The organism is Streptomyces sp. NPDC031474, assembly GCF_055581185.1.
The window spans coordinates 231,907-258,293 of record NZ_JBVIJX010000006.1 but is presented as its reverse complement, the minus strand read 5'-3'; the positions used below and the strand labels follow the sequence as shown (position 1 = coordinate 258,293).

General features: G+C 69.8%; 20 protein-coding genes, 1 tRNA gene and 1 CRISPR repeat array (1 of these 22 running past the window's edge). Of the genes, 18 read left to right on the top strand and 3 right to left on the bottom strand.

Annotated features, from left to right (window positions below):
* Positions 1-58 precede the first annotated feature (58 nt).
* The 7 genes from ACZ5SK_RS14190 to ACZ5SK_RS14160 all read left to right on the top strand — a co-directional run bounded on the left by ACZ5SK_RS14190 (position 59) and on the right by ACZ5SK_RS14160 (position 11,863).
* Complete coding sequence (locus ACZ5SK_RS14190; protein ID WP_468576040.1) at positions 59-1,588, top strand: DUF7059 domain-containing protein; 1,530 nt, start codon at positions 59-61, stop codon at positions 1,586-1,588.
* A 257-nt stretch (positions 1,589-1,845) separates the two neighbouring features.
* Entirely contained in the window at positions 1,846-2,043 is a 198-nt protein-coding gene (locus ACZ5SK_RS14185) for a hypothetical protein (protein ID WP_334578242.1), read from the top strand.
* 337 nt (positions 2,044-2,380) lie between these two features.
* On the top strand, positions 2,381-5,224 hold the full coding sequence (topA, locus tag ACZ5SK_RS14180; RefSeq protein ID WP_457495149.1) for a type I DNA topoisomerase: 2,844 nt from the start codon (positions 2,381-2,383) through the stop codon (positions 5,222-5,224).
* 220 nt (positions 5,225-5,444) lie between these two features.
* Positions 5,445-8,675, top strand: a complete 3,231-nt coding sequence (tmk, locus tag ACZ5SK_RS14175) for a dTMP kinase (RefSeq protein WP_334578240.1) — start codon at positions 5,445-5,447, stop codon at positions 8,673-8,675.
* Positions 8,676-8,763: 88 nt separating this feature from the next.
* On the top strand, positions 8,764-9,969 hold the full coding sequence (locus tag ACZ5SK_RS14170; RefSeq protein ID WP_319672393.1) for a DNA polymerase III subunit delta': 1,206 nt from the start codon (positions 8,764-8,766) through the stop codon (positions 9,967-9,969).
* A 131-nt stretch (positions 9,970-10,100) separates the two neighbouring features.
* Positions 10,101-11,678, top strand: a complete 1,578-nt coding sequence (locus ACZ5SK_RS14165; protein ID WP_334578239.1) for an alpha/beta hydrolase — start codon at positions 10,101-10,103, stop codon at positions 11,676-11,678.
* Between the two features lie 108 nt (positions 11,679-11,786).
* Positions 11,787-11,863 (top strand) — tRNA-Thr (locus ACZ5SK_RS14160).
* Positions 11,864-12,014: 151 nt separating this feature from the next.
* Here the strand turns inward: ACZ5SK_RS14160 and ACZ5SK_RS14155 are convergent.
* Complete coding sequence (locus ACZ5SK_RS14155) at positions 12,015-13,535, bottom strand: tyrosine-type recombinase/integrase (protein WP_361704411.1); 1,521 nt, start codon at positions 13,533-13,535, stop codon at positions 12,015-12,017.
* 208 nt (positions 13,536-13,743) lie between these two features.
* Here ACZ5SK_RS14155 and ACZ5SK_RS14150 point away from each other — a divergent pair, with 208 nt between their 5' ends.
* Positions 13,744-13,968, top strand: a complete 225-nt coding sequence (locus ACZ5SK_RS14150) for a DNA-binding protein (RefSeq protein ID WP_334578215.1) — start codon at positions 13,744-13,746, stop codon at positions 13,966-13,968.
* A gap of 12 nt (positions 13,969-13,980) precedes the next feature.
* Positions 13,981-14,943: a recombinase zinc beta ribbon domain-containing protein gene (locus tag ACZ5SK_RS14145; protein WP_468576037.1), complete on the top strand. Its 963-nt coding sequence runs from the start codon at positions 13,981-13,983 to the stop codon at positions 14,941-14,943.
* An 18-nt stretch (positions 14,944-14,961) separates the two neighbouring features.
* On the opposite strand, the gene ACZ5SK_RS14140 is transcribed toward ACZ5SK_RS14145, so the two are convergent.
* On the bottom strand, positions 14,962-16,002 hold the full coding sequence (locus tag ACZ5SK_RS14140; protein WP_334578213.1) for a hypothetical protein: 1,041 nt from the start codon (positions 16,000-16,002) through the stop codon (positions 14,962-14,964).
* Positions 16,003-16,461: 459 nt separating this feature from the next.
* Between ACZ5SK_RS14140 and ACZ5SK_RS14135 the strand changes: the two genes are divergently transcribed.
* The 4 genes from ACZ5SK_RS14135 to ACZ5SK_RS14120 all read left to right on the top strand — a co-directional run bounded on the left by ACZ5SK_RS14135 (position 16,462) and on the right by ACZ5SK_RS14120 (position 18,942).
* Positions 16,462-16,638 (top strand): hypothetical protein, encoded by a 177-nt coding sequence (locus ACZ5SK_RS14135; RefSeq protein WP_334578212.1) that lies wholly within the window; start codon positions 16,462-16,464, stop codon positions 16,636-16,638.
* 170 nt (positions 16,639-16,808) lie between these two features.
* On the top strand, positions 16,809-17,915 hold the full coding sequence (locus ACZ5SK_RS14130; protein ID WP_334578211.1) for a ParB/RepB/Spo0J family partition protein: 1,107 nt from the start codon (positions 16,809-16,811) through the stop codon (positions 17,913-17,915).
* Between the two features lie 59 nt (positions 17,916-17,974).
* Positions 17,975-18,346: a hypothetical protein gene (locus ACZ5SK_RS14125; protein ID WP_334578210.1), complete on the top strand. Its 372-nt coding sequence runs from the start codon at positions 17,975-17,977 to the stop codon at positions 18,344-18,346.
* Positions 18,347-18,606: 260 nt separating this feature from the next.
* Complete coding sequence (locus ACZ5SK_RS14120) at positions 18,607-18,942, top strand: hypothetical protein (RefSeq protein WP_334578209.1); 336 nt, start codon at positions 18,607-18,609, stop codon at positions 18,940-18,942.
* 150 nt (positions 18,943-19,092) lie between these two features.
* Here ACZ5SK_RS14120 and ACZ5SK_RS14115 read toward each other — a convergent pair whose 3' ends face one another.
* The gene (locus ACZ5SK_RS14115) at positions 19,093-20,319 is read right to left on the bottom strand and encodes a hypothetical protein (RefSeq protein WP_468576036.1); all 1,227 of its coding nucleotides are present in this window, start codon (positions 20,317-20,319) and stop codon (positions 19,093-19,095) included.
* 450 nt (positions 20,320-20,769) lie between these two features.
* Between ACZ5SK_RS14115 and ACZ5SK_RS14110 the strand changes: the two genes are divergently transcribed.
* The 5 genes from ACZ5SK_RS14110 (at position 20,770) to ACZ5SK_RS14090 (ending at position 25,704) form a co-directional block, all read left to right on the top strand.
* Positions 20,770-21,549 carry a ParB/RepB/Spo0J family partition protein gene (locus tag ACZ5SK_RS14110; RefSeq protein WP_468576035.1) on the top strand — a complete coding sequence of 260 codons (780 nt, stop codon included), beginning with the start codon at positions 20,770-20,772 and terminating at the stop codon, positions 21,547-21,549.
* Positions 21,546-22,982 (top strand): ParB N-terminal domain-containing protein, encoded by a 1,437-nt coding sequence (locus ACZ5SK_RS14105; protein WP_468576034.1) that lies wholly within the window; start codon positions 21,546-21,548, stop codon positions 22,980-22,982. The genes ACZ5SK_RS14110 and ACZ5SK_RS14105 overlap by 4 nt, the downstream gene beginning before the upstream one ends.
* A gap of 27 nt (positions 22,983-23,009) precedes the next feature.
* Entirely contained in the window at positions 23,010-23,528 is a 519-nt protein-coding gene (locus ACZ5SK_RS14100) for a hypothetical protein (RefSeq protein WP_468576032.1), read from the top strand.
* A gap of 93 nt (positions 23,529-23,621) precedes the next feature.
* Entirely contained in the window at positions 23,622-24,167 is a 546-nt protein-coding gene (locus ACZ5SK_RS14095) for a hypothetical protein (RefSeq protein ID WP_468576031.1), read from the top strand.
* The gene (locus ACZ5SK_RS14090) at positions 24,151-25,704 is read left to right on the top strand and encodes a terminase large subunit domain-containing protein (protein WP_468576030.1); all 1,554 of its coding nucleotides are present in this window, start codon (positions 24,151-24,153) and stop codon (positions 25,702-25,704) included. The genes ACZ5SK_RS14095 and ACZ5SK_RS14090 overlap by 17 nt, the downstream gene beginning before the upstream one ends.
* Before the next feature lie 173 nt (positions 25,705-25,877).
* Positions 25,878-26,387: direct repeats of the CRISPR family, unit length 29 nt; unit sequence GGGAACATCCCCGCGGGCGCGGGGAGCAG (it continues 1,598 nt past the right edge of the window).

Sequence of the window (26,387 nt, the reverse complement as noted above, 5' to 3'; positions counted from 1 at the left end):
AGGCCGCGCCTCTACGACAGGGGCTGTCGTCCGGACGGGTGAGGGGGGACGGGAGACAATGGGGGGCGTGAGTAACGCCACCCAGTCTTCCCTGCCCTCCGTCGACCGCCCCGACGTCGCCCTGCGGCTGCGCGAGGCCCTGCTCGCGGCCTCCTTCACCGCGGACGGTCTCCTCGAACTGCTCGGCGCCCCCGCCTACGCGGCCCTGGCCCGCAGCGAGACCGTGCCCGCGCTGCGCGCGACCCGCGGGGACACTCCGCTGGAGACACTCGTCCGACTCTTCCTGCTCCAGCAGCCCGTGCCGCACGCGCGCGTGGAGGCGTTCCTGCCCGTACGCGCGTGCGTGGAGAGCGGCTGGCTCCTCCCCACGGGGGAGGACGAGGTGGCCGCGACCGTGGACGTGCGGCCGTACGGCGGGCCGGCCGGCGAGGACTGGTTCATCGTCTCCGACCTGGGATGCGCGGTCGGCGGCGCCGGCGGCATCGGCACCAAGGACGAGGGCGTCGTCCTTGGTGTGGGCGGCGCGTCGACGACCCTCGCCGGCATCACCGTCCGCACGCCCGTCTCCGCTGCCCTCGACCTCGGCGCCGGTTCAGGCATCCAGGCGCTGCACGCCGCGCAGCACGCCACGCGCGTGACGGCGACCGATGTCAACCCACGCGCCCTGCACATCACGGCGCTCACGCTCGCGCTCTCCGCAGCCCCGGCCGCGGATCTGCGCGAGGGCTCGCTGTTCGAGCCGGTCCGGGACGACGAGACGTACGACCTGATCGTGTCGAACCCGCCCTTCGTGATCTCGCCCGGCGCCCGCCTGACCTACCGGGACGGCGGGATGGGCGGGGACGATCTGTGCCGCTCGCTCGTTCAAGGGGCGGGGGAACGGCTGAACGACGGCGGGTTCGCACAGTTCCTCGCCAACTGGCAGCACGTGGAAGGGGAGGACTGGCAGGACAGGCTCAGGTCATGGGTGCCGCGCGGGTGCGACGCATGGATCGTGCAGCGCGAGGTGCAGGACATCACGCAGTACGCCGAGCTCTGGCTCAGGGACGCCGGCGACCACCGGGGCGACGAGGCCGCGTACCAGGCGCACTACGACGCATGGCTGGACGAGTTCGAGGCGCGCAAGGTGAAGGCCGTCGGCTTCGGCTGGATCACGCTGCGCAGGACGACGGCCGCGGAGCCCGTGATCACGGTGGAGGAGTGGCCGCATCCGGTCGAACAGCCGCTCGGCGACACGGTCGTGGCGCACTTCGAACGGCTCGACTACCTGCGCGCGCACGACGACGCGGCCCTGCTCGCCGGCCGCTTCCGGCTGGTCACGGAGGTCGTCCAGGAGCAGGTCGGGCTGCCCGGCGCCGAGGACCCGGAGCACGTCGTGCTGCGCCAGCACCGGGGCATGCGCCGGGCCACCAAGGTGGACACGGTCGGCGCCGGCTTCGCGGGCGTGTGCGACGGTTCGCTGACCGCCGGCCGGATTCTCGACGCCATCGCCCAACTGGTGGGGGAGGACCCGGTGCTGCTGCGGGACCGCACTCCGGCCCAGATCCGCCTGCTGGTGGAGCAGGGGTTCCTCGAACCGGCGGAGTGACCGGCCGGATTCCGGCGGGTCCGGCGGAGCCGGATGATTCCGGACCCGGCCCACAGAACCAGAGAACCACGGAGCCAGAGAACCAGCGAACCACGCAGCCAGAGCACCAGGGAGCCCCCGACCAACCCCCGACCCTCAACCCCGGACCCCGCCCGTAGTCCCCGCGTTCACCTCGGGTTCGCCGGGGCGCCGCCCGCGCGTGACAGCCTCCCGGGGCTGGGGCATGCGCGGGTGGGAGAGAAGGGGCGCGGACGATCATGGAGAGTGGGCCGGCGGTCTTCGCGGGAACGGTGTTCGTGCTGTTCGGGGGCGCGCTGCTGATGTGGACCGCGGTTCGGGTGCGGCACCGCGAACCCGTGGCCCACGGTGTGAGCCCCGTCGCATCGGCGACCTTCGCGACGGTGGCCGCGATCGTCGCGCTGGCCGTCGGAACCTGGTGCTTCACCCGCCTCTGAATCCACCTCCGGGACCACGTCCCGAGCGTCTTCGGGGCCGTCTCCGAGACCGACTTCGCGCCGGACTGCGAGGATCGCGCCGGACCCCGTGCGGACCGAGTGAGCGTGGTCACGCCGGTAAAGGAGAGGACGCGTTCCGGTCGTACGGAAAAGGGCCGGTCGGTACTCCGGGCGGCAGGAATGGCGGTAGTCGGGTTACCGTTCGAGTGGCCGTTGCGGGCTTTTCCCGTTTGACACGGGGGCGGGATGTACCGTCACACTCCGCAGCGTCACCATGACCCGACCCCGGGAGCAAGGCCTGGGGAGGCCCCAGCGTCGACCGGAGAGAAGAGCGAAGTTGTCCCCGACCAGCGAGACCGCGAAGGGCGGCCGCCGACTCGTGATCGTCGAGTCGCCTGCCAAGGCGAAGACGATCAAGGGTTACCTCGGCCCCGGCTACATCGTCGAGGCCAGCGTCGGGCACATCCGCGACCTCCCCAACGGCGCCGCGGAGGTGCCGGACCAGTACACGGGCGAGGTCCGCCGCCTCGGTGTGGACGTCGAACACGACTTCCAGCCGATCTATGTGGTCAACGCAGACAAGCGGGCCCAGGTCAAGAAGCTCAAGGACCTGCTCAAGGAGTCCGACGAGCTCTTCCTCGCCACCGATGAGGACCGGGAGGGCGAGGCGATCGCCTGGCACCTCCAGGAGGTCCTCAAGCCCAAGATCCCCGTCAAGCGGATGGTCTTCCACGAGATCACCAAGGATGCGATCCGGGCCGCCGTCGCCAACCCGCGCCAGCTCAACCAGAAGCTCGTCGACGCCCAGGAGACCCGCCGCATCCTCGACCGTCTCTACGGCTACGAGGTCTCGCCGGTTCTGTGGAAGAAGGTCATGCCGCGCCTGTCGGCCGGCCGCGTCCAGTCCGTCGCGACGCGACTCGTCGTCGAGCGGGAACGCGAGCGCATCGCGTTTCGTTCTGCTGAGTACTGGGACCTGACGGGCACCTTCGCGACCGGCCGCACAGGAGACTCGTCGGACCCGTCGTCGCTGGTCGCCCGCCTGCAGACTGTCGACGGCAGGCGGGTCGCGCAGGGCCGCGACTTCGACTCCCTGGGACAACTCAAGAGCGCGAACATCCTCCACCTCGACGAGGCGAACGCCCGCGCCCTGGCCGCCGCCCTGGAGAACACGAACTTCTCCGTCCGGTCCGTCGAGTCCAAGCCATACCGCCGCTCGCCGTACGCCCCGTTCCGTACGACGACGCTGCAGCAGGAGGCCAGCCGCAAGCTCGGCTTCGGCGCGAAGGCCACCATGCAGGTCGCGCAGAAGCTGTACGAGAACGGCTACATCACGTACATGCGTACGGACTCCACGACGCTGAGCGAGACGGCGATCTCCGCCGCCCGCGCCCAGGTCACGCAGCTGTACGGCGCCGACTACCTGCCGGCCCAGCCGCGTACGTACGCCGGGAAGGTCAAGAACGCGCAGGAGGCGCACGAGGCGATCCGCCCCTCGGGTGATCGTTTCCGCACGCCTGCGGAGACGGGCCTGACCGGCGACCAGTTCAAGCTCTACGAGCTGATCTGGAAGCGGACGGTCGCCTCCCAGATGAAGGACGCGGTCGGCAACAGCGTCACGGTGAAGATCGGCGGCACGGCGGCCGACGGCCGGGACGTCGAGTTCAGCGCCTCCGGCAAGACGATCACCTTCCACGGCTTCCTGAAGGCGTACGTCGAGGGCGCCGACGACCCGAACGCCGAGTTGGACGACCGCGAGCGCCGCCTGCCCCAGGTCGGCGAGGGCGACGCGCTGTCCGCCGAGGAGATCACGGTCGACGGGCACGCCACCAAGCCCCCGGCCCGCTACACCGAGGCGTCGCTGGTCAAGGAGCTCGAAGAGCGCGAGATCGGCCGCCCGTCGACGTACGCGTCGATCATCGGCACGATCCTCGACCGCGGTTATGTGTTCAAGAAGGGCACGGCACTCGTCCCGTCCTTCCTGTCCTTCGCCGTGGTCAACCTCCTGGAGAAGCACTTCGGGCGGCTCGTCGACTACGACTTCACCGCCAGGATGGAGGACGACCTCGACCGCATCGCCCGCGGTGAGGCGCAGTCCGTGCCGTGGCTGAAGCGGTTCTACTTCGGTGAGGGCACGGGTACGGGCCACGGCGGCGCCGCCGACGCCGGCAACGGCGACGGGGACCACCTCGGCGGCCTCAAGGAACTCGTGACCGACCTGGGTGCGATCGACGCGCGCGAGGTGTCGTCGTTCCCGGTCGGCAGCGGCATCGTGCTGCGGGTCGGGCGGTACGGCCCGTACATCGAGCGCGGCGAGAAGGACTCCGAGGGCCACCAGCGCGCGGACATCCCCGAGGACCTCGCGCCCGACGAGCTGTCCGTCGAGCTCGCCGAGGAACTGCTCGCCAAACCGAGCGGCGACTTCGAGCTGGGCACCGACCCGGAGTCCGGCCACCAGATCATCGCCAGGGACGGCCGCTACGGCCCGTACGTCACCGAGGTGCTCCCGGAGGGCACCCCGAAGACCGGCAAGAACGCCGTGAAGCCGCGTACGGCCTCGCTGTTCAAGTCGATGTCCCTGGACACGGTGACGCTGGCGGACGCCCTCAAGCTGATGTCGCTGCCGCGGGTCGTCGGCACCGACGCCGAGGGCGTGGAGATCACCGCGCAGAACGGCCGCTACGGGCCCTATCTGAAGAAGGGCACGGACTCGCGGTCGCTGCAGACCGAGGACCAGCTCTTCACGATCACCCTCGAAGAGGCGCTGGAGATCTACTCCCAGCCCAAGCAGCGTGGCCGGGCCGCCGCCAAGCCGCCGCTGAAGGAGCTGGGCGCGGACCCGGTCAGCGGAAATCCGGTCGTCGTCAAGGACGGTCGTTTCGGGCCGTACGTCACCGACGGGGAGACCAACGCGACCCTGCGCTCCGGCGACAGCGTCGAGGAGATCACCCCGGAGCGCGGTTTCGAACTGCTCGCCGAGAAGCGTGCCAAGGCGCCGGCCAAGAAGACGGCCAAGAAGGCTCCCGCGAAGAAGGCGACGGCGAAGAAGGCGGCCCCGGCCAAGAAGACCGCTGCCAAGAAGACGGCCGCGAAGACGACCACCGCGAAGAAGACGACGGCAGCGGCGAAGAAGACGGTCGCGAAGACGGCGACGGCTTCCCCGTCACCCTCGGAGGACTGACCGCTCGTCGAAGGACCGACCGCTCGTCGCAGGGCTGGGCGCTCGTCGGACGACTGGCGCTCGATCGCTCCGTCGGAGACCGATCGCACGGCTGAGCCGCGCCACGGTTCCTTCACAGCGGGTTCGCGAAACGAACGCCCCGGCATCACTTTGGTGTCGGGGCGGTCGTACGCGTGGACGCGGGCCCCGGACTGTCAGTCGCGGCCGATAGGCTGAATGCATGACGCGAGCCGAGCAGCCAACGGCCCACCACCCGGCCCCGGACAACGCCCTGGTGGCGGACTCCCGAGAGCGCGCCGTGCGCGCCCTGTTGCGCGAGCCGCAGCTCAAACGGCTCTGGAGCGCGCAGTTGGTGGGCGGTGTGGGAGACGCCCTCGCCCTCCTGGTGTTCGTCCTCCTCGTCCTCCAGACAGCCATCGCCGAGGGCTCCTTCGGAGGCGGCTACCGGGGCGTGGCGTTCGCAGTGGCGATCGTCTTCGGGGTGCGCATTCTGGCCACGGTGCTCTTCGGCGCCGTCCTTCTGGGCCCACTGACGTCACTGACCTCACCGGACGGCCCGCTCGACCGCCGGTGGACCATGGTCGGCGCCGACGGCCTGCGCGCCGCGCTGCTGATCGTCGCGCCCCTGTGGATCGACTGGACGCCGGACGACGCGCTGGCCCTGCTGCTCGTCACGGTGTTCGTGACCGGGGTCGCCGAGCGGTTCTGGACCGTCGCCCGCGAGAGCGCGGCCCCGGCACTGCTGCCCGCCCCGCCCTTGGAGGGCGCGACCGTACGCCCCTTGCCGGACCACATGGACGCCCTGCGCCGCCTCTCGCTGCGCACGGGCTTCGTGACCATCCCGCTGGGTGCGGCCACCCTGGTCGTCGCGGCATTGTTCAACAATCTTCTGGGCACCGGGATCGACTGGTTCGGCCAGCACCAGGCGGCCCTCGCCTCCTACGTCGCCGGGGGACTGTTCGCCGGCTCCCTGTCCATCGTGACGTTCCTCGAACTGCCCTCGGTGCGCACCCCGCGCGCGCGGTCGCCGCTCGAAGGACTGCGCCGACCCCGGGCGGCCTCCGGAGTCGACGCGGGCCGCACTGGCGCGATCCCGCTGCTGGTCCTCGCCTGCGCCGCCGTCGCCGGGACGATCTCCGCCGCCGTCGCCGTGGCCGTGCTGCACGCCAAGGACCTGGGCGGCGGTCCGGTGTTGTTCGGGCTGCTCGTGCTCGGGCTGACCGGCGGCGTCGGCGTCGGCGTGCGTACGGCGCCGAAAGTGCTGGTGGCGCTGTCCCGGCGCCGGCTGCTCGCGCTGGCCATCGCCTTCACCGGCGTGGCGCTGCTGGCCGCCGGGCTCGTCCCGGACGTCACCAGCGTGCTGCTGATCTCGGCCCTGGCCGGCGTCGGCGCGGGCGTCGCCGCCAATACCGGGCACACGCTGCTCGACCAGGAGACGGAGGAACACCGCCGGACGCGGACGACGGAACACCTGCACGCGGTCGTGCGGGTCGTCGTGGCGCTGGGCGCGGTGATCGCCCCGCTGGTGGCGGCTCTCATCGGGCCGCACCGGCTGGACAACGGCAAGTTCGTGTTCGCGCACGGCGGCGCCGCGTTCACCCTGATGCTCGTCGGCGCGCTGCTCCTGCCGGTGGCCGCCCTGGTGCTGGCCAAGGTCGACGACCGCTCCGGCGTCCCCCTGCGACAGGACCTGCGGGACGCGCTGCTGGGCGGCGACGACCCGGTGCAGACCCCGGCCGCGGGCGGTTTCTTCATCGCCCTGGAAGGCGGTGACGGCGCCGGCAAGTCCACCCAGGCCGAGGCGCTCGCCGAGTGGATCAGGGCCAAGGGCCACGAGGTCGTCCTCACGCGTGAGCCGGGGGCCACGCCCGTGGGCAAGCGACTGCGCTCGATCCTGCTGGACGTCTCCAGCGCCGGGCTCTCGAACCGCGCGGAGGCCCTGCTGTACGCGGCGGACCGCGCGGAGCACGTCGACACGGTCGTCCGGCCCGCCCTGGAGCGCGGTGCGGTGGTGATCACCGACCGGTACATCGACTCGTCCGTGGCGTACCAGGGCGCGGGCCGCGACCTGTCCCCGACCGAGATCGCACGGATCTCGCGCTGGGCGACGAACGGCCTGGTGCCGCATCTGACGGTTCTGCTGGATGTGTCCCCGGAGGCCGCCCGCGAGCGCTTCACGGAGGCCCCGGACCGGCTGGAGTCGGAGCCGGCCGAGTTCCACGCGCGCGTGCGCTCCGGTTTCCTCACGCTGGCCGCCAGTGACCCGGGCCGCTACCTGGTGGTCGACGCGGCTCAGGAGCCGGAGGCCGTCACGGCCGTCGTCCGGCACCGCCTCGACCAGTTGCTGCCCCTGTCCGAGGCCGAGATCAAGGCCCAGGAGGAGGCGCGCAAGAAGGCCGAGGAGGAGGCCCGCCGCAAGGCCGAGGAAGAGGCCGCCCGCAAGGCCGAGGAGGAGCGCCTGGAGCGCGAGCGCCAGGAGCAGCTCGCCAAGCTGCGCGCCGAGGAGGAGGAGCGCAAGCGGCGCGAGCTGGAGGAGGCGCAGCGGCGCGAGGCCGAACGGCAGGCCGAGGAGGCCCGGCTGCGCGCCGAGGAGGCACGCAGGCGTGCCGAGGAGGAGCGGGTCCGGCTCCTCGCGGAGGAGAAGGCCCGCGCCGAGGAGGAGGCCCGCCGCAGGGCGGAGGAGGAGCGCCGCCGCAAGCAGGCCGAGGAGGAGGCGCGGCTGCGCGCCGAGGCCGAGGCGCTGCGTCTGGAGAAGCAGCGCAAGGCCGAGGAGGCGCTGCTGCGGGCCGAGGCGGCACGGCGAGCGGCGGAGCAGGCCGCGGCGGCGGCGCAGGTCGGCCCGAAGCCGCCGCGTCCCACCACGACCGTGAATCCCGCGACCCCGGCGGTCCCGCCGGAGGCGACGACCATGCCGACGCCGGTGGTGACGCCGACGAACGCGTCGGGCGGGCCGGTGGACGAGACCGCGGTGCTCCCGCCGGTCCGGATGGACAAGGAACCCGAGCAGACGCAGCCCTCCCGGCCGTCCGCGGGCACCGACGCCGAGGTCACGGCCGAGCTGCCGCAGCCCTCGGTGCCGCCGGGAGCTGCGGACGAGACGGCGGTGCTGCCTCCGGTGCGCGGTCAGGGCTCCGAAGACGAGACGGCCGTACTGCCTCCGGTGCGCGACGACAGCCCTTCGGACCGGGTGCCGCCGGGGTACTTCCGCGACGAGCGGAGTGGGCCGCGGCCGGACGGCGGCGACGACCGTACACGCGAGCTGCCGCAGATCGACGAGAGTGGCACGCCCCGGCAGCGGCCCCGGCGGGACTGGGCCGAGGAGACCCCGCTGGACGACCTGCCCTCGCTGGCGGACGAACTGCTCGGCCCACACCGGGACGACGACGGCCACGACCACGGCCACGACGGGGGCCGAGGCGGCCGGGGCGGGGGCCGGGGACGTCGGCGCTGAGCGTTGCGCGGCTCGCCGCTCGATTGTCAGTGGGTCCCCGCACAATGGAACCCGCAACGCGAAACGTGACGAAAGGGCGGCGTGACGCATGACCGTGTGGGACGACCTCGTCGGGCAGGAGAAGGTGAGTGAGCAGCTGGCCGCTGCCGCTCGGGACGCCGACGCGCTCGTCACCGCGGCCACCTCCGCCATGCCGCCACCCGAGGCGTCGAAGATGACGCACGCCTGGTTGTTCACGGGCCCGCCCGGCGCCGGCCGCGCCCAGGTGGCCAGGGCGTTCGCCGCCGCACTGCAGTGCGTGAGCCCGGACCGGGCCCTCGGCGGCGCCCCCGGCTGCGGATTCTGCGACGGCTGTCATACGGCGCTCATCGGCACCCATGCCGACGTCAGCACCGTCGCCGCCGTCGGCTCGCAGATCCTCGCCGAGGACATGCGCGACACCGTCCGCAAGTCGTACACCTCGCCCGCCACGGGCCGCTGGCAGGTCATCCTCGTCGAGGACGCCGAGCGGCTGAACGAGAAGTCCGCCAACGCCGTCCTGAAGGCGGTCGAGGAGCCCGCCCCGCGCACGGTCTGGCTGCTCTGCGCCCCCTCCCTGGAGGACGTGCTGCCCACCATCCGCTCCCGCTGCCGGCACCTGAACCTGCGCACGCCCTCCGTCGACGCCGTCGCCGACATGCTCGTACGGCGCGAAGGCATCGAGCCGGCCGTGGCCGCGGCCGCCGCCCGGGCGACACAGGGGCATGTCGACCGGGCTCGGCGCCTGGCCACCGACCCCGCCGCCCGCGAGCGCCGCGCGGCCGTGCTGAAGCTGCCCCTGCGCATCGGGGACATCGGTGGCTGCCTCAAGGCGGCCCAGGAGTTGGTCGACGCGGCCACCGAGGACGCCAAGCAGCTCGCGGAGGAGATGGACGGCAAGGAGACCGAGGAGCTGAAGGCCGCCCTGGGCGCGGCCCAGGGCGGCCGTATGCCGCGCGGCACGGCCGGCGTGATGAAGGACCTGGAGGACAAACAGAAGCGTCGCAGGACACGTACCCAGCGCGACAGCCTCGACCTCGCACTCACCGACCTGACCGCCTTCTACCGCGACGTCCTCGCCCTCCAGCTCGGCTCCCGTGTCGCGATCGCCAACGCGGACGCCGAGGACGCGTTGGAGCGGCTCGCCCGCGACAGCAGACCGGAGACCACCCTGCGCCGCATCGAGGCCATCGCCGCCTGCAGAGACGCCCTCGATCGCAACGTGGCTCCGCTGCTGGCGGTGGAGGCGATGACGATGGCACTCAGAGCCGGGTGACGTCGCCCGAGGGATCGATCATGGGGCGACGGGGGAGGGTGATGGTCGACGGCGGGTTGACGGGGTAGCTCGTCCGTGGCGGTTCCCGTACGTACGGCATTCGGCGCGTCGCGCAGAGTTACGCTCGCTGGATGTACTTCAGGCGCTCCCCCCGCAGGCTCCGTACCGGCGTCACCCTGCTCTCGCTCGCCGCGTTGTTCGTCTCCGGCTGCTCCGCCGGAGGGTCGACGAGTTCCGCCGGTTCGACGGCCGTCGCGGCGCTCGCCGCGCTGCCGCGGGCCACGCCGTCGGCGCTCTCGCCGTACTACGGGCAGAAGCTGAGCTGGCACGGCTGCGGCGTCCCCGGCTTCGAGTGCGCCACGATGAAGGCGCCCCTCGACTACGCCGAGCCGCGCGCGGGCGACGTCCGGCTGGCGGTCGCCCGCAAGAAGGCGACGGGGCGGGGCAAGCGGCTCGGCTCGCTGCTGGTGAACCCGGGCGGACCGGGCGGTTCGGCGGTCGGCTACCTCCAGCAGTACGCCGGCATCGGCTACCCCGCCGAGGTCCGCGCCCGCTACGACATGGTCGCCGTCGACCCGCGGGGCGTGGCCCGCAGCGAGCCCGTGGAGTGCCTCGACGGGCGGGCGATGGACGCGTACACGCAGACGGACACCACCCCCGACGACCAGCGGGAGGCCGGCGAACTCGTCGACGCGTACAAGGAGTTCGCGCAAGGCTGCGGCGCCCACTCGCCGCGGCTGCTGCGGCACGTCTCCACCGTGGAGGCGGCCCGCGACATGGACATCCTGCGGGCGATCCTCGGCGACCGGAAGCTGACGTACGTGGGGGCGTCGTACGGGACGTTCCTCGGGGCGACGTACGCGGGCCTGTTCCCGGACCGGGTGGGCCGGCTCGTCCTGGACGGCGCGATGGACCCGTCGCTGCCCGCCCTGCGGCTGAACCTGGACCAGACGGCGGGCTTCGAGACGGCGTTCCAGTCGTTCGCGAAGGACTGCGCACGTCGGCCCGACTGCCCGCTCGGCCGGAGGGGCACCGCTCCCGCCAAGGTCGGCGAGAACCTCACGGCCTTCTTCCGCAAGCTCGACGCGCACCCGATCCCCACCGGCGACCCGGACGGCCGCCGGCTCGGCGAGGCCCTCGCCACCACCGGCGTGATCGCGGCGATGTACGACGAGAGCACCTGGGCGCAGTTGCGCGAGGCGCTGACCACGGCGATGAAGGAGAACGACGGCGCGGGCCTGCTCGCCCTGTCCGACAGCTACTACGAACGGGACCCCGACGGCCGCTACGCCAATCTGATGTCGGCCAACGCGGCCGTGAACTGCCTCGACCTCCCCGGCGCCTTCGCCACCCCCGAGCAGGTGGAAAAGGCGCTCCCGTCCTTCGAGAAGGCGTCCCCGGTCTTCGGCGAGGGCCTCGCCTGGGCCGCCCTGAACTGCGCGTACTGGCCGGTGAAGCCCACGGGTGAGCCGCATCGCATCGAGGCGAAGGGCGCCGACCCGATCGTCGTCGTCGGAACCACCCGCGACCCGGCGACCCCGTACCGCTGGGCCCGGTCCCTCGCCCACCAGCTCGCCTCGGCCCGCCTCCTCACCTACGAGGGCGACGGCCACACTGCCTATGGCCGCGGCAGCGCCTGCATCGACTCCGCGATCGACACCTACCTGCTGCACGGAACGCCTCCCACGCAGGGCAAACGCTGCAAGTAGCTGCCGCCGTCCACCCCGGAAGCGGGGCTTCCGGGGTGTGTTCGGAGCACCCCCGGAAACTGTGTAGACTTACCGACGTTGCTGATCGCACCATGGTGCGGACAGCGCGCCGCCTTAGCTCAGATGGCCAGAGCAACGCACTCGTAATGCGTAGGTCTCGGGTTCGAATCCCGAAGGCGGCTCCATTGGAAAGGGCCAGGTCATAGCTTCTGACCTGGCTCTTTGTGCTTTCCTTGATCGCCTTATGGTCTAAACCACTGCCTTAGTCGATCTTGAAATAGGGTCGATGGGGCCAAGCTGGGGCCCGTGCGGGGGCGAGGCTGGCCCCAGGCTCTGTCAGGCCGCTTCATCGGCCTGTCCCTTGGTCTTCTTCTTCGCCTTCTTCTTGGCCTTCTTCGCGGACTTCTTCTCCTTCGCCCGGTACGCGGTGAGAAGGTCCAGGGACGCCGAGGCCGTGGCGGCGTGCATCTCGGGCAACACCGTCTGGTAGGTGTCAGTCGTCATCCGCATCGACGCGTGCCCGAGCATCGCCTGCACCGCCTTCGGAGCGACGCCGGCGGCCAGCGCCAGACTCGCCGCCTCGTGGCGGCCGTCGTGGAGCCGGATCGGCGGCAGCCCGGACAGCTCCACCAGCCGGTCCCAGCGGTCGGTGAAGAACTGCGGGTGGTACGCCGAGCCGTCTTCCTTGGTGAAGACCCGGTTGCCGGATTCGGCGGGCACGCCGGCCTTCGCCCACTTCTTGCGCTCGGCGGTCTGCTTCTTGCGCCACGCCTTCAGCAGCATCACCGAGTCCCGGTTGAGCTTGATGTCACGGACGCTGTCGGCTTTCGGGTCGTCCTCATGGACTTCGTACGAGATCGACACCAGCTGTTCGCTGATGTGGATGACCTCCTCGGCCAGGTCCACCTCGTCCCAGGCGAGCGCGGCCAGCTCGCCGCGGCGCAGGCCGTGGAAGAGGACCAGGTGCCAGGCGGGGAAGTGCCGGTCGGCGACGATGAAGTCCAGGAACTCGGCGGTCTGCTGCAGCGTCCACACCATGACCGGGGACGGCTTCTCCCCGGTGCGCTTCCAGCGGGCGACGCGCGGGGCGGTCCAGGCGAGCGCGCGAGGCCTGGTCACCTTGGGGAGGGTCAGGAGCGCCGCGTAGTTCTTGGCGATCAGCTCTTCCTTCACCGCGTCGCTGAGCGCGGACGACAGGGTGGCCTTGATGCTGACCATGGTGGCCGGGCCGGTGGTCCGCTGCAGCTTCTTGCGCTGGGCCAGGTACTCGTCGCGGGCTGCCGTCCACACCGCCCGCAGGCGGGCCCTCTCCTTCTTCTCGTCCGGCGTGCCGGTCGCCGCCTCACGCCAGGCGGCGGACGCCTTGTCGGCCGCCTCCTTGAGTTCGGCGACCTTGGCCCGGCGCTCCACTCGGCGCTCGTTGTCGGAGACGATCCAGTCGAATATGCCCTGGGCGTGGCGGGCGCGTAAGTTGCGCATCTTCAGTGCCCCGAGGTGCGGCGCCAGGTACAGCTGGATGTCGCGTTCGTACTCGTGGGCGGTGGTTCGCTTCAGCTCTGTTTTCTTCTTCTTGAGCCACCGGGCCAGAAACTCGGCGACCGTCTCGTCCGACAGGACGTTCACTCCGGCCTTGGAGGCCCGCCAGACCTCCTCGGCCTTGGCTGCGGCCTCGGCCTGGGTGGCAAAGCCGCCCTCTCGGGCGCGCTTGCGTTTGCCGGTGCCGTCGCGCTCCAGTTCGATCTGGTAGTACCACGAGCCGTGGCTGCGTTCCTTCAGCCGGGGGCAGGCGCGCTCCAGGTGGCCGATCTTCTGCTTGCTGTCTGCGTCGAGGACAGGCGTTCCATCCTCGTCCGTCAACGGCCCCTTGCAGGCACACCTTTTGAACGTCTTGTCCTCGAACACCTGACCACCCCCACGCTCACTTATCACTTTCGGCACTCATTGTTACCGATGTTGCCGGGCACGGCCCGGCGCTGCCCGTGTATCGTGTGCGCAGGTTGGCGCGGGGGAGAACGCGACAACGAATATGGCGACGATTAGCACTCCGGCTACCGACCACCGCGGGATGAGCCTGGAAGAAGTTCTGGCACTGCCCGCAACGGTCAACGTCGTGACCGCAGCCCGCGCGTTGGGGATAGGTCACAACAAGGCGTATGACCTGATCAAGCTGGGGCAGTTTCCAGTGCGGACGCTGATGATGGGTAGCACCATCCGCATACCGACGGCTGCCTTGTGGGAGGCGTTGGGGATTGGCTCGCTGCGGCGCGAACGGCCGCAGCCCGCTGAGTGATGGGGAACTGGCATGCCGCGCTTGTACGGCTTCGACAACCAGGCACGGACGCGTGTCCGCGTCGACGAGCGGCAAGTCGTACGTGAGGCTGTCAGCCGTATCCGCGTTGGCCAGTCGCAGGCCGATGTCGCGGCCTGGATGACGGCTGAGGGCCACCGCGGCACGATGGGCGGCGCGTGGAATTCCATGACGCTCGGCCGCCTGCTGGACAATCCGGCGATCGCCGGACTGGAGCGCGATCCTAACTCTGGCGAGCTGCGCGAGACCGGCCTGGAGAGGCTGATCGAACCAAAAGAGTTCCTATGGCTACAGGAGAATCGTCCCAGTCGGCTTGGTAGCGTCCGCAGTGGTCAGCGCCGGGAGGACGACTACGAGTACCTGCTGACGGGCGGGCTCGGTGAATGTGGTCAGTGCGCGCAGCAGTTGACCGGTGGTCGCACCAGCGCGGGCACGCCGTCCTACCGGTGTCCGACCAACTTCGAGGGGCGCGGCGGATGCGGCAAGGTCCGCATCACCGCGTCGCTGCTTGAGGAATACGTCGCCGAGCGCGTTCTCGGTGAACTGGCGCGCCCGGGTGCGCGCGCCGCGCTGGAGTCGGCCCGCGCGAACATGGCCGCCGAGGCCGACCAGGTGCGCGGCCAGATCAACGACCTGGAGAAGTCGCGGGCCGAGCTTGCCGAGCCGTACGAAAAGGGCGCTCTGTCGCGGGCCGCATTCGTCGCAGCGGACCGGCGGATCGGGGACAGCCTGAAGAAGTGCCGGGCGCGGCTGCGGTACCTGGAGCAGGCCGTGGATGTGCCGATCGGCGGCGTCCAGGACCTGGCGCGCTGGTGGGAGCACGCACCGCACCGATCCAAGCGGTCCCTGGTCGTGCTGATGCTGGAGAAGGTGCAGGTCTACCCCGCGCGGGCGCGCGGGGTACGTGATGTGGATGACCGGGTCACTCTGACCTGGCACAGCGAACTCGCCGCGTAGACGGGCGGGCCGGCAAGGTCAGTCCTGCACTGCGTGGTCGGGTGAGGTCGCCCACCAATAGATGGCCTCGTTCAGCGTCTCCACACCGAGCTTCGCGCGGAGTTGGCCCAGCTGCTCGTTGACCCAGGATGGGCCGATCCCGAGGTTCTTTGCAGCCTGCGCCTGTGTGCGGCCTAGACATAGCTCGCGCAGAATCGCCCGCTGGGTGGCCGTCGTCGTCACGCCCATGTCCTCGCCGCGGCTTCCGCCGAACCACGGTTCGGCGCGCTCCCAGAACAGCTCGAAAGAATAGGCGATCCGCGCGACCACCAGCGGATCGGAGATCATGACCGCCTCTTCGGCGGGAGGTTCGTCCTCGCCGGTGTGCACGGGAACGAACGCCACACGGCGGTCGAAGATGATGCTGCGGGGGAAGCGGCCGTTGAACGTGCGGATCTCTCCACCGGCCGCAGCTATGGCCTTCGCCCAGTCGCCGACTGTGGGTACGCGGCGTACTGAGCTGTGGTAAAGCGTGCGCATGGACAAGCCCTGCTCAAGGGCGCTGCGATCGCGGTCATAGGAGTACTCCAAATCCGCACGCGTGCGTTGGCCAGGTTGTGCGGTGAGGATCTCGGCGCGGATAGCCTTGTGCTCGTGGTCGATGCGCTCGTTGATCACGTCACGACCCTTGAGGTGCTGGATCGCGTCGTGCGGCGGTCTGGCCGCCTCGAATTGGTCCTGGAGCGAGGCAAGCAAACCCGGCAGAGCGCCCGTGTACGTCGAAACGGCAGCTATTTGGGCATGAATCTGCCGTGTCACTTGCAGGGCGGCATACCTCGGCTCGATGGCGTTGTAGGTGTCCTGGCCTGCGAGGCGATTCACTGCCACCAGGCCGCCGGCCAGTAGTTCAGTCAATCCGGGCGTCCCGGGCGGCACTGACTCGCCGTGCAGTATGCGCTGGTAGATGGCCGCCATGTCATCGGACAGGTCCGGCAGGTCAGGAACTTGTGGCACCTTTCCAACCCCTGATTTGTAGGTCTGGTGAAAGTGCGGTGACGTCGCGCCTTGCACTTCCTTCACACCCGTTACAGGGTGTCATATGACGGCCGCATGGCGCGAACATGGCAACTGGTCGGCCGGACCGGCCAGTTATCGCTGCCCTCCCGTGCTGCCCGGTCAGCTAAGGCCATCAAACCTCAGGGGAACAAGTGCTTATCAATCGCGTGCTCCGCACTGCTTCGATCGTCGTCCTTTCCGCGCTGACTGCGCTCGTTGGCGTGGGGCTCGGGCGCGCCGAATCGAGTCGGATCCAAGCTCAGGACACCACCTGGTCCGTGCAGGCCGGTGATAGCTACAGCAGCGGTGCCCAGGACACGACCTGGGCCGCTTCGGTTGGCGACAGCGGTACCGCCAGCACCGCTGAGGTCCAGCCAGCCGACACCACCTGGTAGTACGTCGCCGGTGCCCGGCGGGGGAGCCTTGGGGGCGGGGTTGGTGGCTGAGATCGAAGGCGGGGGACCGTCATAGGGGAGGGATGCAGTGGCGATCGATCCGGCTCGCATTCGGAGACGCGCGATGGAGGCCGAGCAGTCCGGCCGCCGAACTCTGAATGCCAGTGAGGCCGCGGTAGCGTTGCGCGCGCTTGCCGTGGTGGTCGACGGGGGGCCGCGGGACGATCCTTGTAGCGACGTGGTGGCGCTGGAGCAGGTCGGCTGAACACCCTCCGCATGTGACGGGGCGGGCATCCTTCGATGTCCGCCCCGACGCATGTCCTGACCTGCGAAAATCGCCCGAAAAAATCTGACCCAAGATCATCATTGCAGCTAAAATAAGAGGAGTGAGAGGGGGAAGCGCCCCCACCCGACCAGGCCTCTTGGAGTGAAGCCGTGACGATCCAGTCCCTCGCGATCAGCGAGATCCACCGTAACGAGCGCCAGCCCCGCGAGTTCTTCGAGCCCAACGCCCTGCAAGAACTCGCCGAGTCCATCAAGCGGTTCGGCCTGATGCAACCGATCGAGGTCCGCCGCGACGCCGACGGCTACGAGATCGTCGCGGGTGAGCGCCGTTGGCGCGCTCACGAGCTCGCCGAGCTGACCCACGTCAAGTGCATCGTCACCGACGACGACATGAGTGTTCTGGAGCGTTTCAAGCGGTCGGTCGCCGAGAACATCAACCGCGCCGACATGACGCCGATGGAGGAGGCCAAGGCGTTCCGCCGGATCCTCGACGAGGAGGGGGACGCCGAAGTGGGCGCCGTCGCAAAGGAGTTCGGCAAGTCCACGCATTACGTGAACCTGCGCCTGGCCCTGCTTGACCTGACCGAGGAAGTACAGCAGCACGTCAACTCGGGCGCGATCGGTACCCAGGCCGCCGTGCAGATCGCGGCCCTCACCCCTGGCAACCAGGCCGCGGTCATGAAGAAGTGGGCCAAGGGCGCCTTCGCCGGCGACAACGAGCTGGTCCACTTCGCGTTCGCGCTGCGCCAGCAGCAGGGGCAGACGGTCACCATGATTGTGGAGGACATGGCCCCCGAGGAGCGCGAGGAGCGGCAGCGCGAGCGCGCCACCACGCGCAAGAACATCGACCGGATCGAGCAGGTGCTCGGCCTGCTGGAGGACCTGGGCAAGGCCGACCCGATGAAGCTGGCCCTGGCCCTGGAGGGCGAGGTCGGTAAGCGGATGGAGCAGATGGGCCGTGTGGCCGACGCGGTGCAGAAGGCCCGCTGGAACCTGCGGCAGGCCAAGGCGCACGCCGAAGCTCGCGAGATCGTCCTGAACCCCGACGCCGAGCACAAGAGCCTCGCCGCCCCCGCCAAGCCCCAGGTCCCCGCTGAGCCCGCCGCCCAGGCCGAGCATCAGGCCCCGGCCAAGCCCGTTGCGCCGAAGCCGCAGACTCCGGCCAAGCGCGTCGTTGCGTCGAAGTCGCGGACCCCTAAGCCGCAGGCCCCTGCCAAGAAGGCGGCGGCCAAGCCGGCCGCGCCCGCCGCGGTCTGACCCGGCACGGTCCGCCTCGCCGGGGGCCGTGCCGTACCCATCCATCGAAGGGAAGCCCCGTGAGCGACAGCACCCCCGGCCCCGACTGGCGGCGCATGAAGCCTGCCGACTTCGGCGCCCGCGCCAAGATCAATCAGGACGCACTATTCCTCGTCGACGAGCCCGACGCCTGCGGCACCGACGCCCTGGACGGCTACGGCTTCGGCGCCGTCCTGTGGGTCGGCCAGGCCGATGCGCCTGCGGCCGACGCCGAGGCCCGCGCCGAGTACCCGCGTCGCGCAGTCGAGCCCGACGGCACTGTCCACGCGGCCCGGTATGCCGGTGACCGCGAGCACTTCACCACGGCATGTGCCGCCTACCCGGCCCCGACCGTCGACCGGCTGGAGCACAGCAGCGACCGCAAGGTCACCTGTCTCGATTGCACCCGATAGATGTGCCACAACACTCGACCGTGATACGTTCTGCTGGCTGATCGGGAACGGCTGCAGCCGCGGAACCGGGCCGTCAGTAATGCCGTGGCATGCGGCATCCCCCAACGGTGTCTGGCGGGTGGCAAACCCCCCGCGCCCTACCCGCCAGACACCGGCACCGCCCATGCGGCGCCACACGGGGACGCCGCTCCACGCACCCGCGAATGGACCCGCCCAAGCCGCCAGGCCGGGCGGGTCCCCGCGTACTCAGGAGAAGACACGTGACCACTAGCTACCGCTCCGATCACGCCGCCGACCCCGAGCTGTTCGAACGGCTGATGAGGGAACGCTACGGGCCGCTGGACAAGGTCATGGCCGAACGCGACCGACCCAGTCCAACCGCCCCTGTCCGGAGACCCAAGATGGCCCCCGCCCACCAGTCCGCCCCTGACTCTCACACGGCCGAGCACGTCGCCAGGCTCGAAGATTCTGTCGCCCAAGCCGACAGCCGGTCGCGTGCCGGCCAGCGCACCCCGCCGTACCCAGGGGCCGTCTGGTGCTACGCGTGCGAGAGCTGGTGTACCCCGCAGGGCATCTGCGGCTGCAACAACCGGTAGGCGATGAAGCGTTGCGCTACTTCCATGGTGGTGTCCCCGGGCTCAAGCCCGGGGATCTCGTCTCCCCACGCTACGCCCACAGCTGCGCCCATGCGGCCAGCGGCCCTCTTCGGGCAGTGCCGCCCCGGAGCCCCGGCGGACGGTGGGCCGTCAAGTCCCGGCAGCCCGCCGCAGCACGGCCACCGGCTGGTCGACGCTGTGATCTAAGGTCTTCATCCCGTACGGTTCTTGCTCGTCCTCACTGAGCACTTCCCGCCCGTCGGGATGCCGGGAAATATGCACCTGCATGAACGGGATTGCGTCGTTTCCCTTTGGGATTACCCACCACATCGAGGCCCAGTCCGGCGCCTGCGTCATCCGCATCACCTCACTGCTCCGATAGATCCTCGACTGGTAGCGGAAGTAGTCGTCACCTTTCGCGGTCAGCCACGCAGGAGCATTCCGCACGTGCTCCTGCCTCGGCGAATCTGCATTCCACGAACGCTCGATCGATCCCTCGTAGCTGTTGGCGAGCTTGCACCGGTCGGCTCGGATGAACGAAACCGACGCGGACAGCTCTACCCGCCCCTGCCCGGCTTCCAGCGGCACCTCGACGACGGCTTCCTTGGAGAAGTCGTCACCCGGGTCGAGCCGGGAGCCCGCGTTGGAGATCTGCCCCGCCGCCAGCAGGCGGGGATCGGCGTTGAACTCCTCCTGCCGGTTGGTGTCCCAGCCCTCGCCCAGCTCCCACCGCCACTCATTGCGTTCCGTCCCCTGCGCACGGAACGCGGACCGCCACAGTTGCGCCGACCACAGCGTCCCGATCACGAAGATGCTCACCGACCCCTCATTGCGGAACGTGAAGTGGGCTGGCACGTATAACCGCTTCCTGTCCGGATTCAGCACCGGCTTCCCGAAGGACACCATGAACGGCACCTTGGGCGGCGCCACGTACGGTACGTACATCGCCGAATACGTCACGCTCGCGGAACCGATCAGCGCAGAAAGCGCCACCCCGGTGGCGAAACTCCGCGGATGCGGCACCCCCCGCCAGACCTTCTCCCGGGCCACCACCCACACGGCCCAGACCGCCCATGCCACCAGGCCCGTCCACAGCCAGAACCACCCCGCCAGGTATCCCCCCTCCCACTGGAGCACCAACAGCACCAAGCTCGTCATCGTCACAATGCTCACACCCAGCAGGACCGCCTGCCCCGCGTACCGCATCACCCGCCGGCCCCAGAAGTCGAAGACAGCCCCGGCCGCGGCCAACTCCACCACCGCACTCGCCAGGAACACCGCCCCCATGACGCGGCCGTCAAACGTCAGCGCCCGCAGCGCATCCGACAGCCCCAGCCGGAAGAGCACAACCGCCGACACCAGCAATCCGAGCACCATGCAGCAGCCCGTGGCGCGACGCCGCCACCCGGGCCGCCCCCCACTGTCACGAACCTCAGCGTCGTCCTGCGGCCCACCGATCCTCATGCCCCCAGCATCGACGCCCCGCGATCGCCTCGCAGCCACCGTAGGCATGCGGGTGACACCCGCCCCGCACTGTGATGGGGATCGTTGAAACTGAAACTCCGCACCCCCTGCTCAGGGTGACCCCACACCTGCTCGCCGGATCTCCCCACTCATATGGAATGTGCCCCTCTCGGCAGGGCTGGCCACCAGCTGGCGACGTATGGGTCGTGGACTCCACCCGACCCGCCTTTCACGCAGCCCCGAGGCTCACATCGGCGTCGGACCCTTCTGCGACGCGGGACCGCACGCCTGCTGAGCGCCTGATCCTCTATCGTGGGCGGGCGTAGGGCGCGGGGGCACGCTCCTACACGAAGGGCTCCTGCTGTGAGTGCTGCGCCCGCCCGTATCCCCGAGTCGCTGCTGCCGCTCGCGGTGCCGATCGACGACCTGACCGGCTACTACCGCAACCCGCGCACCGGTGACGTCGGCGCCATCACCGAATCGCTGCGCGTCAACGGCCAGTACAAGGCCATTGTCGTCAACCGCGGCACCCACACCGGCCGTCCCAACGAGATTCTGGCGGGCAACCACACCTGGGCCGCCGCCAAGGAGCTGGGCTGGGATCAGATCGCGGCGACGTTCGTCGACGTCTCCGACGAGGACGCGGCCCGCATCGTCGTCGTCGACAACCGCACATCCGACCTCGCCGGGTATGACAGCGAGCTGTTGGCCGACATCCTTGAGGAACTGCCCGACCTCGACGGCACCGGCTACGACCAGAACGCCCTGGACAAGCTCCTGGACAGCCGGGCCCTGCCAGACACGATCGATCTGCCCTCCGACGGTGCGGGTACAGGCTCCATGGCCAAGCTGGAGTACCTCCAGTGGGGCTACCTACAGTGGTCCACCATCCGCGTGCAGATCACCGCAGCCGAGGTGGAAACCCTCAACGCCATCTACGAGCGGTACGTCTCCGAGTCCCGCTCCGACCTCGGCTTCGGCTGGCACCTCCTGCAGGAGGCCCACACCGAGACCGCCGAGGCCCCCGCCGTCGCCGTCGAGCCCGCCCCCGTCCAGGCCGAGCCCGCCGACGCCGCCGCCGCCGCCGACGCCGACGCCGACGCCGACGAGGACGGCGAAGACGAGGAGGACGAGGACGCATGAGCGCCCCCACGACCACCTTCTACGAGGCGTACCCGCTCAAGGACCTGCGCCCCGCCGACTACAACCCGCGCCACCTCTCTGAGGAAGCCTTCGAGCGTCTGAAGGTGTCCATCGGGCGGCACGGCATCGTCAAGCCCGTCATCCTCAACGCCGACGGGACTCTGGTCGCAGGCCACCAGAGAACCAAGGGCATGGCCGCGCTCGGCATGACGCACACGCCGGCGGTGATGCTCGGCACCAAGGTCCGCCTGTCCGACGAAATCCAGTTCAACCTCCTGCACAACAGGGTCGAGACCGAGGCGAGCGTCGTGTACGCGCAGCCCGGCCCCATCGGCGAGTGGTCGTGGATCCCGTGGCAGACCATCGATGTCGCCGAGTCCCGCAACAAGCCGTTCCAGCAGGCCATCAGCTTCATGACCGGCGGGCACGGCGCATGGGGCAGCGTCGTCATCGACGACCAGGGCCGCATCGCTCTCAACGCCGAGTACGCGGTCGTCGCCGCGAAGAACCACTTCGACGTTCTCGCCTGGACCTGCCCGTCCCTGGACGCGGCGCAGCTGGTCGCCGACCTCACCGGCGAGTACGGCGTGTACGACTGGACCGGCCTGGAGGACCAAGCGCCGGTCTACAACCAGCACATCGTGCAGCCCAAGCGGCTGCGCCAGTACACCTCGCTCCGCAAGAAGGGGAAGTTGGCCTACAAGTCGGAGGTGTGGGAGAAGCTGGCGCTGCCCCGGCTGCGGAAGCGGCCCGACCTGCGGGTGGTCGACTTCGGCGCCGGCCACGGCGACTACGCGAAGAAGCTGCGCCCCGAGGGCTACCTGATCGACGACTACGAGCCCTACCGCACCACCCCCGGCAAATACGCCGTCGACATCAAGTGCGTCGTGGGGATGATCCGCACGATCGAGAAGCGGCTCGCCCAGCACGGCCTGTACGACATGGTGGTCCTCGACTCCGTCATCAACGCCACTACGTCGCTGGACTACCAGCATTGGGTGCTGACGACCGTGAATGCGCTGTGCGCCGCCGATGGAACGGTGTGCATCGGCACCCGGAACCTGTTGGCCGAGCAGGCGTTCGAGAACTCGCAGCATTCCACCAGTCGCGAATCCTCACGCCTGACGTTCCTCGACGGCGAGAACGTCGACATGCGGTTCATGCAGGGCAAGTGGATGCGGATCCGCTTCCACACCCCCGAGTCGCTGGCCGAACTGCTGGAGGCGTACTTCGGGGAGGTGACCGTCGCCGGCCGCTCCAACGCGACGCTACGCGCCGTCTGCAAAAAGCCCCTCAGGCTTTCCGATCTCGATTACGATAAAGCTCTCGACGAGGAATTCGACATGCCGTACCCGAACGAATTCCGACACGGCCGCCATAAGCGGCTAACGGAAAATTTGATAAAATTGGTCAAAGAAAGAGAAAGCCCCTAGATACCCACCAAGAGGGGGAGTTAAGTAATGTCCCAGCCGCCCGCGAGGGTTGGTATCAATGCAGCCGCGCCATACCTGATCACGTGGCTGGCCGGGGTTCGCAACCTGAACCTCGACCGGCACTGCCTGGAAACGTTCGGCTGGTCTGACCGTCACCCGCTCAATCCGCGGGCACCCCGCCAAAGCGTCACCCTGCCTGCGGAGAACCCGCCACTGGCCTGGTACCTGTGCGCCCTCCCTCACCCCTGGGACTGGGCGAAGAACGCGCACCTGGCCTTCGAGTACGCCGAGGGCCATCAATGGGAAGGCCCCGCTCTCGTGCGCGGCTTACAAGTGACCCTAGACAACGCTCGCCCCATCACCGGATGGGGCGAGCACTCGATACCAGCCGATGCCCCCCGACGGGACCAGTGGAAGTTCCGGACCTGCCGCAACTGGCAGTTCGCATGGTGGCTGCGAACGAATCGCAATGCACCCGATGCTCCGCCCTCCAACTGGCGTCCACCAGACGATCCCGACGCGCCACAGCAGCTGACCTTCCTGTAGGTCAGACGGCCCGGTGACCAGGTCAGGTCGCCGGGCCGCAGTGCCATCATGGTCTCGGCGTGGGGGCGCGCAGCAGCGAGAGGAACCCTGCCGGTGGGACGCCCCGACAAGGCCGCGCGCGCCGCCATCACGCAGCGGCGAGCGGATGCCATCGACCTACACCTCGCCGGCGTGGACTGGCTCACGGTTGGCCGCAAACTCGCCGCCGACCCCGCCGTCAACTCCGACCGTATCGCCTACCCGCAGGGCTACGGCATCGAGCGGTACAACAAGGGCCTGGAACCCCCCGACGACAAGCAGCTCATCCACGCCGCGTGCAAGGACGTCCGCCTGGCCCTCAAGGAGCGCACCACCGAGCTGGCCGGGAAGGTCGAGGAGATGCGTGCGGTGGAGAACCTGCGTCTGGACCGCCTTTTCTTCGTCGCCTACCGGCAGGCCGTCAAGGACAACAACCTCAACGCCATCGACCGCGCGCTGCGGATCATGGAACGTCGCGCGCGCATGAACCGCCTCGACGAGACGGCCGAGTCCGGGATCGTTACGCCGCCCGCAGGCGGCGAGCTGACGGCCATCGCCCTCGACGAACTCGAAGCCCTCATCGGCATATCGGAGGAGGCCGCGCATGGCTCGGACGAGTAACAGCGACCGCGAAGCCAAGGTGCTGGCCGCCTACCGCACCAGGCCGCCGGCGCTGCGCCGCGCCATGGCTGTGAAGGCCTCCCCCGAGCTGCGCGCCCAACTGGCCCGCCTCGAACGCTCCATCGCCATGGACGCCTCGCCCGGCGCGCTCGCTGCGGTCCTCACCGAACGCCGCGAGATGCAGGCCCGCCACCTGCACCTGATCGACCAGGCGTGGATCGACATGGCTGAGGGCCGTGCTGACCGCGTCATGATCACGATGCCGCCGCGCCACGGCAAGTCGCGCCGGGCCTCCCGCTGGGCACCCCTGTGGTACCTGCGTCAGCACCCCGACCGCCGCATCATGATCGCCTCCTACTCCGGTGACCTCGCCGAGGAGCACTCCCGGTGGATCCGCGATGCCATCGAGACGTGGGGCGACGAGCTCGGCATCCACCTCAACCCGTCCAGCCGGGCGGCCATGCGCTTCGACATCGCAGGCCACCAGGGCGGCCTCGTCGCAGCCGGCATCGGCGGCAGCCTCACCGGCAAGGGCGCCACCATCGCCCTCGTCGACGACCCCGTACAAGACATGGCCTCCGCCGACTCGCCCAGCATGCGCCGCAAGACGTGGGAGTGGTGGCAATCCGTTCTGCAGACCCGCCTGGAGCCGGACGGCGCGATCTGCGTCATCCAGACCCGCTGGAACGAAGACGACCTCGCAGGGCGCATTCTCGCCGACGCGCAGGCCAACGAGTGGAAGATCATCGACTTGCCCGCGCTCGCCGACAGCGACACTGACCCGCTCGGCCGCAAGCTCGGCGAACCGCTGTGGCCCGAACGCTTCGACGCCGAGCACCACGCCACCACCCGCCGCCGCGTCGGCGAACGCGTCTGGGCCGCGCTCTACCAGCAGAAGCCGCGTCCGCCGGAGGGCGGCGTGTGGCAGAGGGCCTGGATCACCGACTACCGGCTCACCACCGTCGAGTTCGGCGGCCTCGACATGGCGCGCGTCATCGTCGCCGTCGACCCCGCTGGCGGAGAGTCAGCCATCGGCGACGAGACCGGCATCATCGGCGCCGCCCGAGGCTACGACGGGCACCTCTACGTGCTCGAGGATCACTCCGGGAGCATGGGAGCGAACGACTGGGGCCGCACGGCCTGCCTGCTCGCGCTCGCCCTCAAGGCCGACGCGATCGTGGTCGAGTCGAACTACGGCGGGGACATGGCCAGGCAGGTCCTCTCCCAGGCGTGGGAGCAATTGCGCCGCGAAGGATCCACCAACGGCGCGATCATGCCCCGCGTCCTCGAAGTCACGGCCAAGGTCGGGAAGCGCCTGAGGGCCGAGCCCATCGCGCAACTGTACGAGCAGGGCCTGGTTCACCACGTCGGCGCGCACGTAGCCCTGGAGGATCAGATGGTCACCTGGGTGGTCGGCATGGACAGCCCCGACCGCATGGACGCCGCGGTCCACGGCTTGACGGAACTCGCCGACCCCGACCAGCTCGCCGTCGTCGCCGGACACATCCACGACGACCGCCTCGGCGGACGCCGATGACCTCGCGGAAACGGCCCCATAAAGGCCAACGGCCCAGCCGGGCACCGAATTCGGCACCGGCTGATGGCCTTCCGGGCCATGTCGATCAGGGGGGAGGCTGCCGTCGTCGCATCACTTTTGATCTGCCGTCAGAGGGTCAGCGTTCTGCCGTGGTCGAGAGCCGCATTGTTCGGGTGAACGTCCCCGTGGGCGCGGGGAGCAGTTGGGCGGGCGTCCGGCGGCCTTGGCGCCGATGGGAACATCCCCGCGGGCTCGGGGAGCAGACGGGGGCTGGCCGTGCACGGGGTGCCGGATGGGGAACATCCCCGCAGGCGCGGGGAGCAGCACCACGGCCTCTACCTGCACGACTACGTCGAGGGAACATCCCCGCGGGCGCGGGGAGCAGGTGGGCCGTGTCGGCTTCGACGCGGAGCTGACGGGAACATCCCCGCGGGCGCGGGGAGCAGGCCACCCGGCCGGCGTCCGACGCCGGCAGCGAGGGAACATCCCCGCGGGCGCGGGGAGCAGAGGTGGACGCGGACGTGTGAGCCGTAGCTGGCGGGAACATCCCCGCGGGCGCGGGGAGCAGTACGACGACGGGACCCCGGAGTGAAGTCGTTCAGGAACATCCCCGCGGGCGCGGGGAGCAGGCCTCGGCCTCGGCCGTGAGGTGCAGGCGCAGGGGAACATCCCCGCGGGCGCGG

Excerpts from the sequence above, each read along its gene's own strand:
- ACZ5SK_RS14190 (WP_468576040.1), top strand. The coding sequence starts at position 59 with ATGGGGGGCGTGAGTAACGCCACCCAGTCTTCCCTGCCCTCCGTCGAC.
- ACZ5SK_RS14185 (WP_334578242.1), top strand. The coding sequence starts at position 1,846 with ATGGAGAGTGGGCCGGCGGTCTTCGCGGGAACGGTGTTCGTGCTGTTC.
- tmk (WP_334578240.1), top strand. The coding sequence starts at position 5,445 with ATGACGCGAGCCGAGCAGCCAACGGCCCACCACCCGGCCCCGGACAAC.
- ACZ5SK_RS14170 (WP_319672393.1), top strand. The coding sequence starts at position 8,764 with ATGACCGTGTGGGACGACCTCGTCGGGCAGGAGAAGGTGAGTGAGCAG.
- ACZ5SK_RS14165 (WP_334578239.1), top strand. The coding sequence starts at position 10,101 with ATGTACTTCAGGCGCTCCCCCCGCAGGCTCCGTACCGGCGTCACCCTG.
- ACZ5SK_RS14150 (WP_334578215.1), top strand. The coding sequence starts at position 13,744 with ATGAGCCTGGAAGAAGTTCTGGCACTGCCCGCAACGGTCAACGTCGTG.
- ACZ5SK_RS14145 (WP_468576037.1), top strand. The coding sequence starts at position 13,981 with ATGCCGCGCTTGTACGGCTTCGACAACCAGGCACGGACGCGTGTCCGC.
- ACZ5SK_RS14115 (WP_468576036.1), bottom strand. The coding sequence starts at position 20,319 with ATGGTGCTCGGATTGCTGGTGTCGGCGGTTGTGCTCTTCCGGCTGGGG.
- ACZ5SK_RS14105 (WP_468576034.1), top strand. The coding sequence starts at position 21,546 with ATGAGCGCCCCCACGACCACCTTCTACGAGGCGTACCCGCTCAAGGAC.
- ACZ5SK_RS14100 (WP_468576032.1), top strand. The coding sequence starts at position 23,010 with ATGTCCCAGCCGCCCGCGAGGGTTGGTATCAATGCAGCCGCGCCATAC.
- ACZ5SK_RS14090 (WP_468576030.1), top strand. The coding sequence starts at position 24,151 with ATGGCTCGGACGAGTAACAGCGACCGCGAAGCCAAGGTGCTGGCCGCC.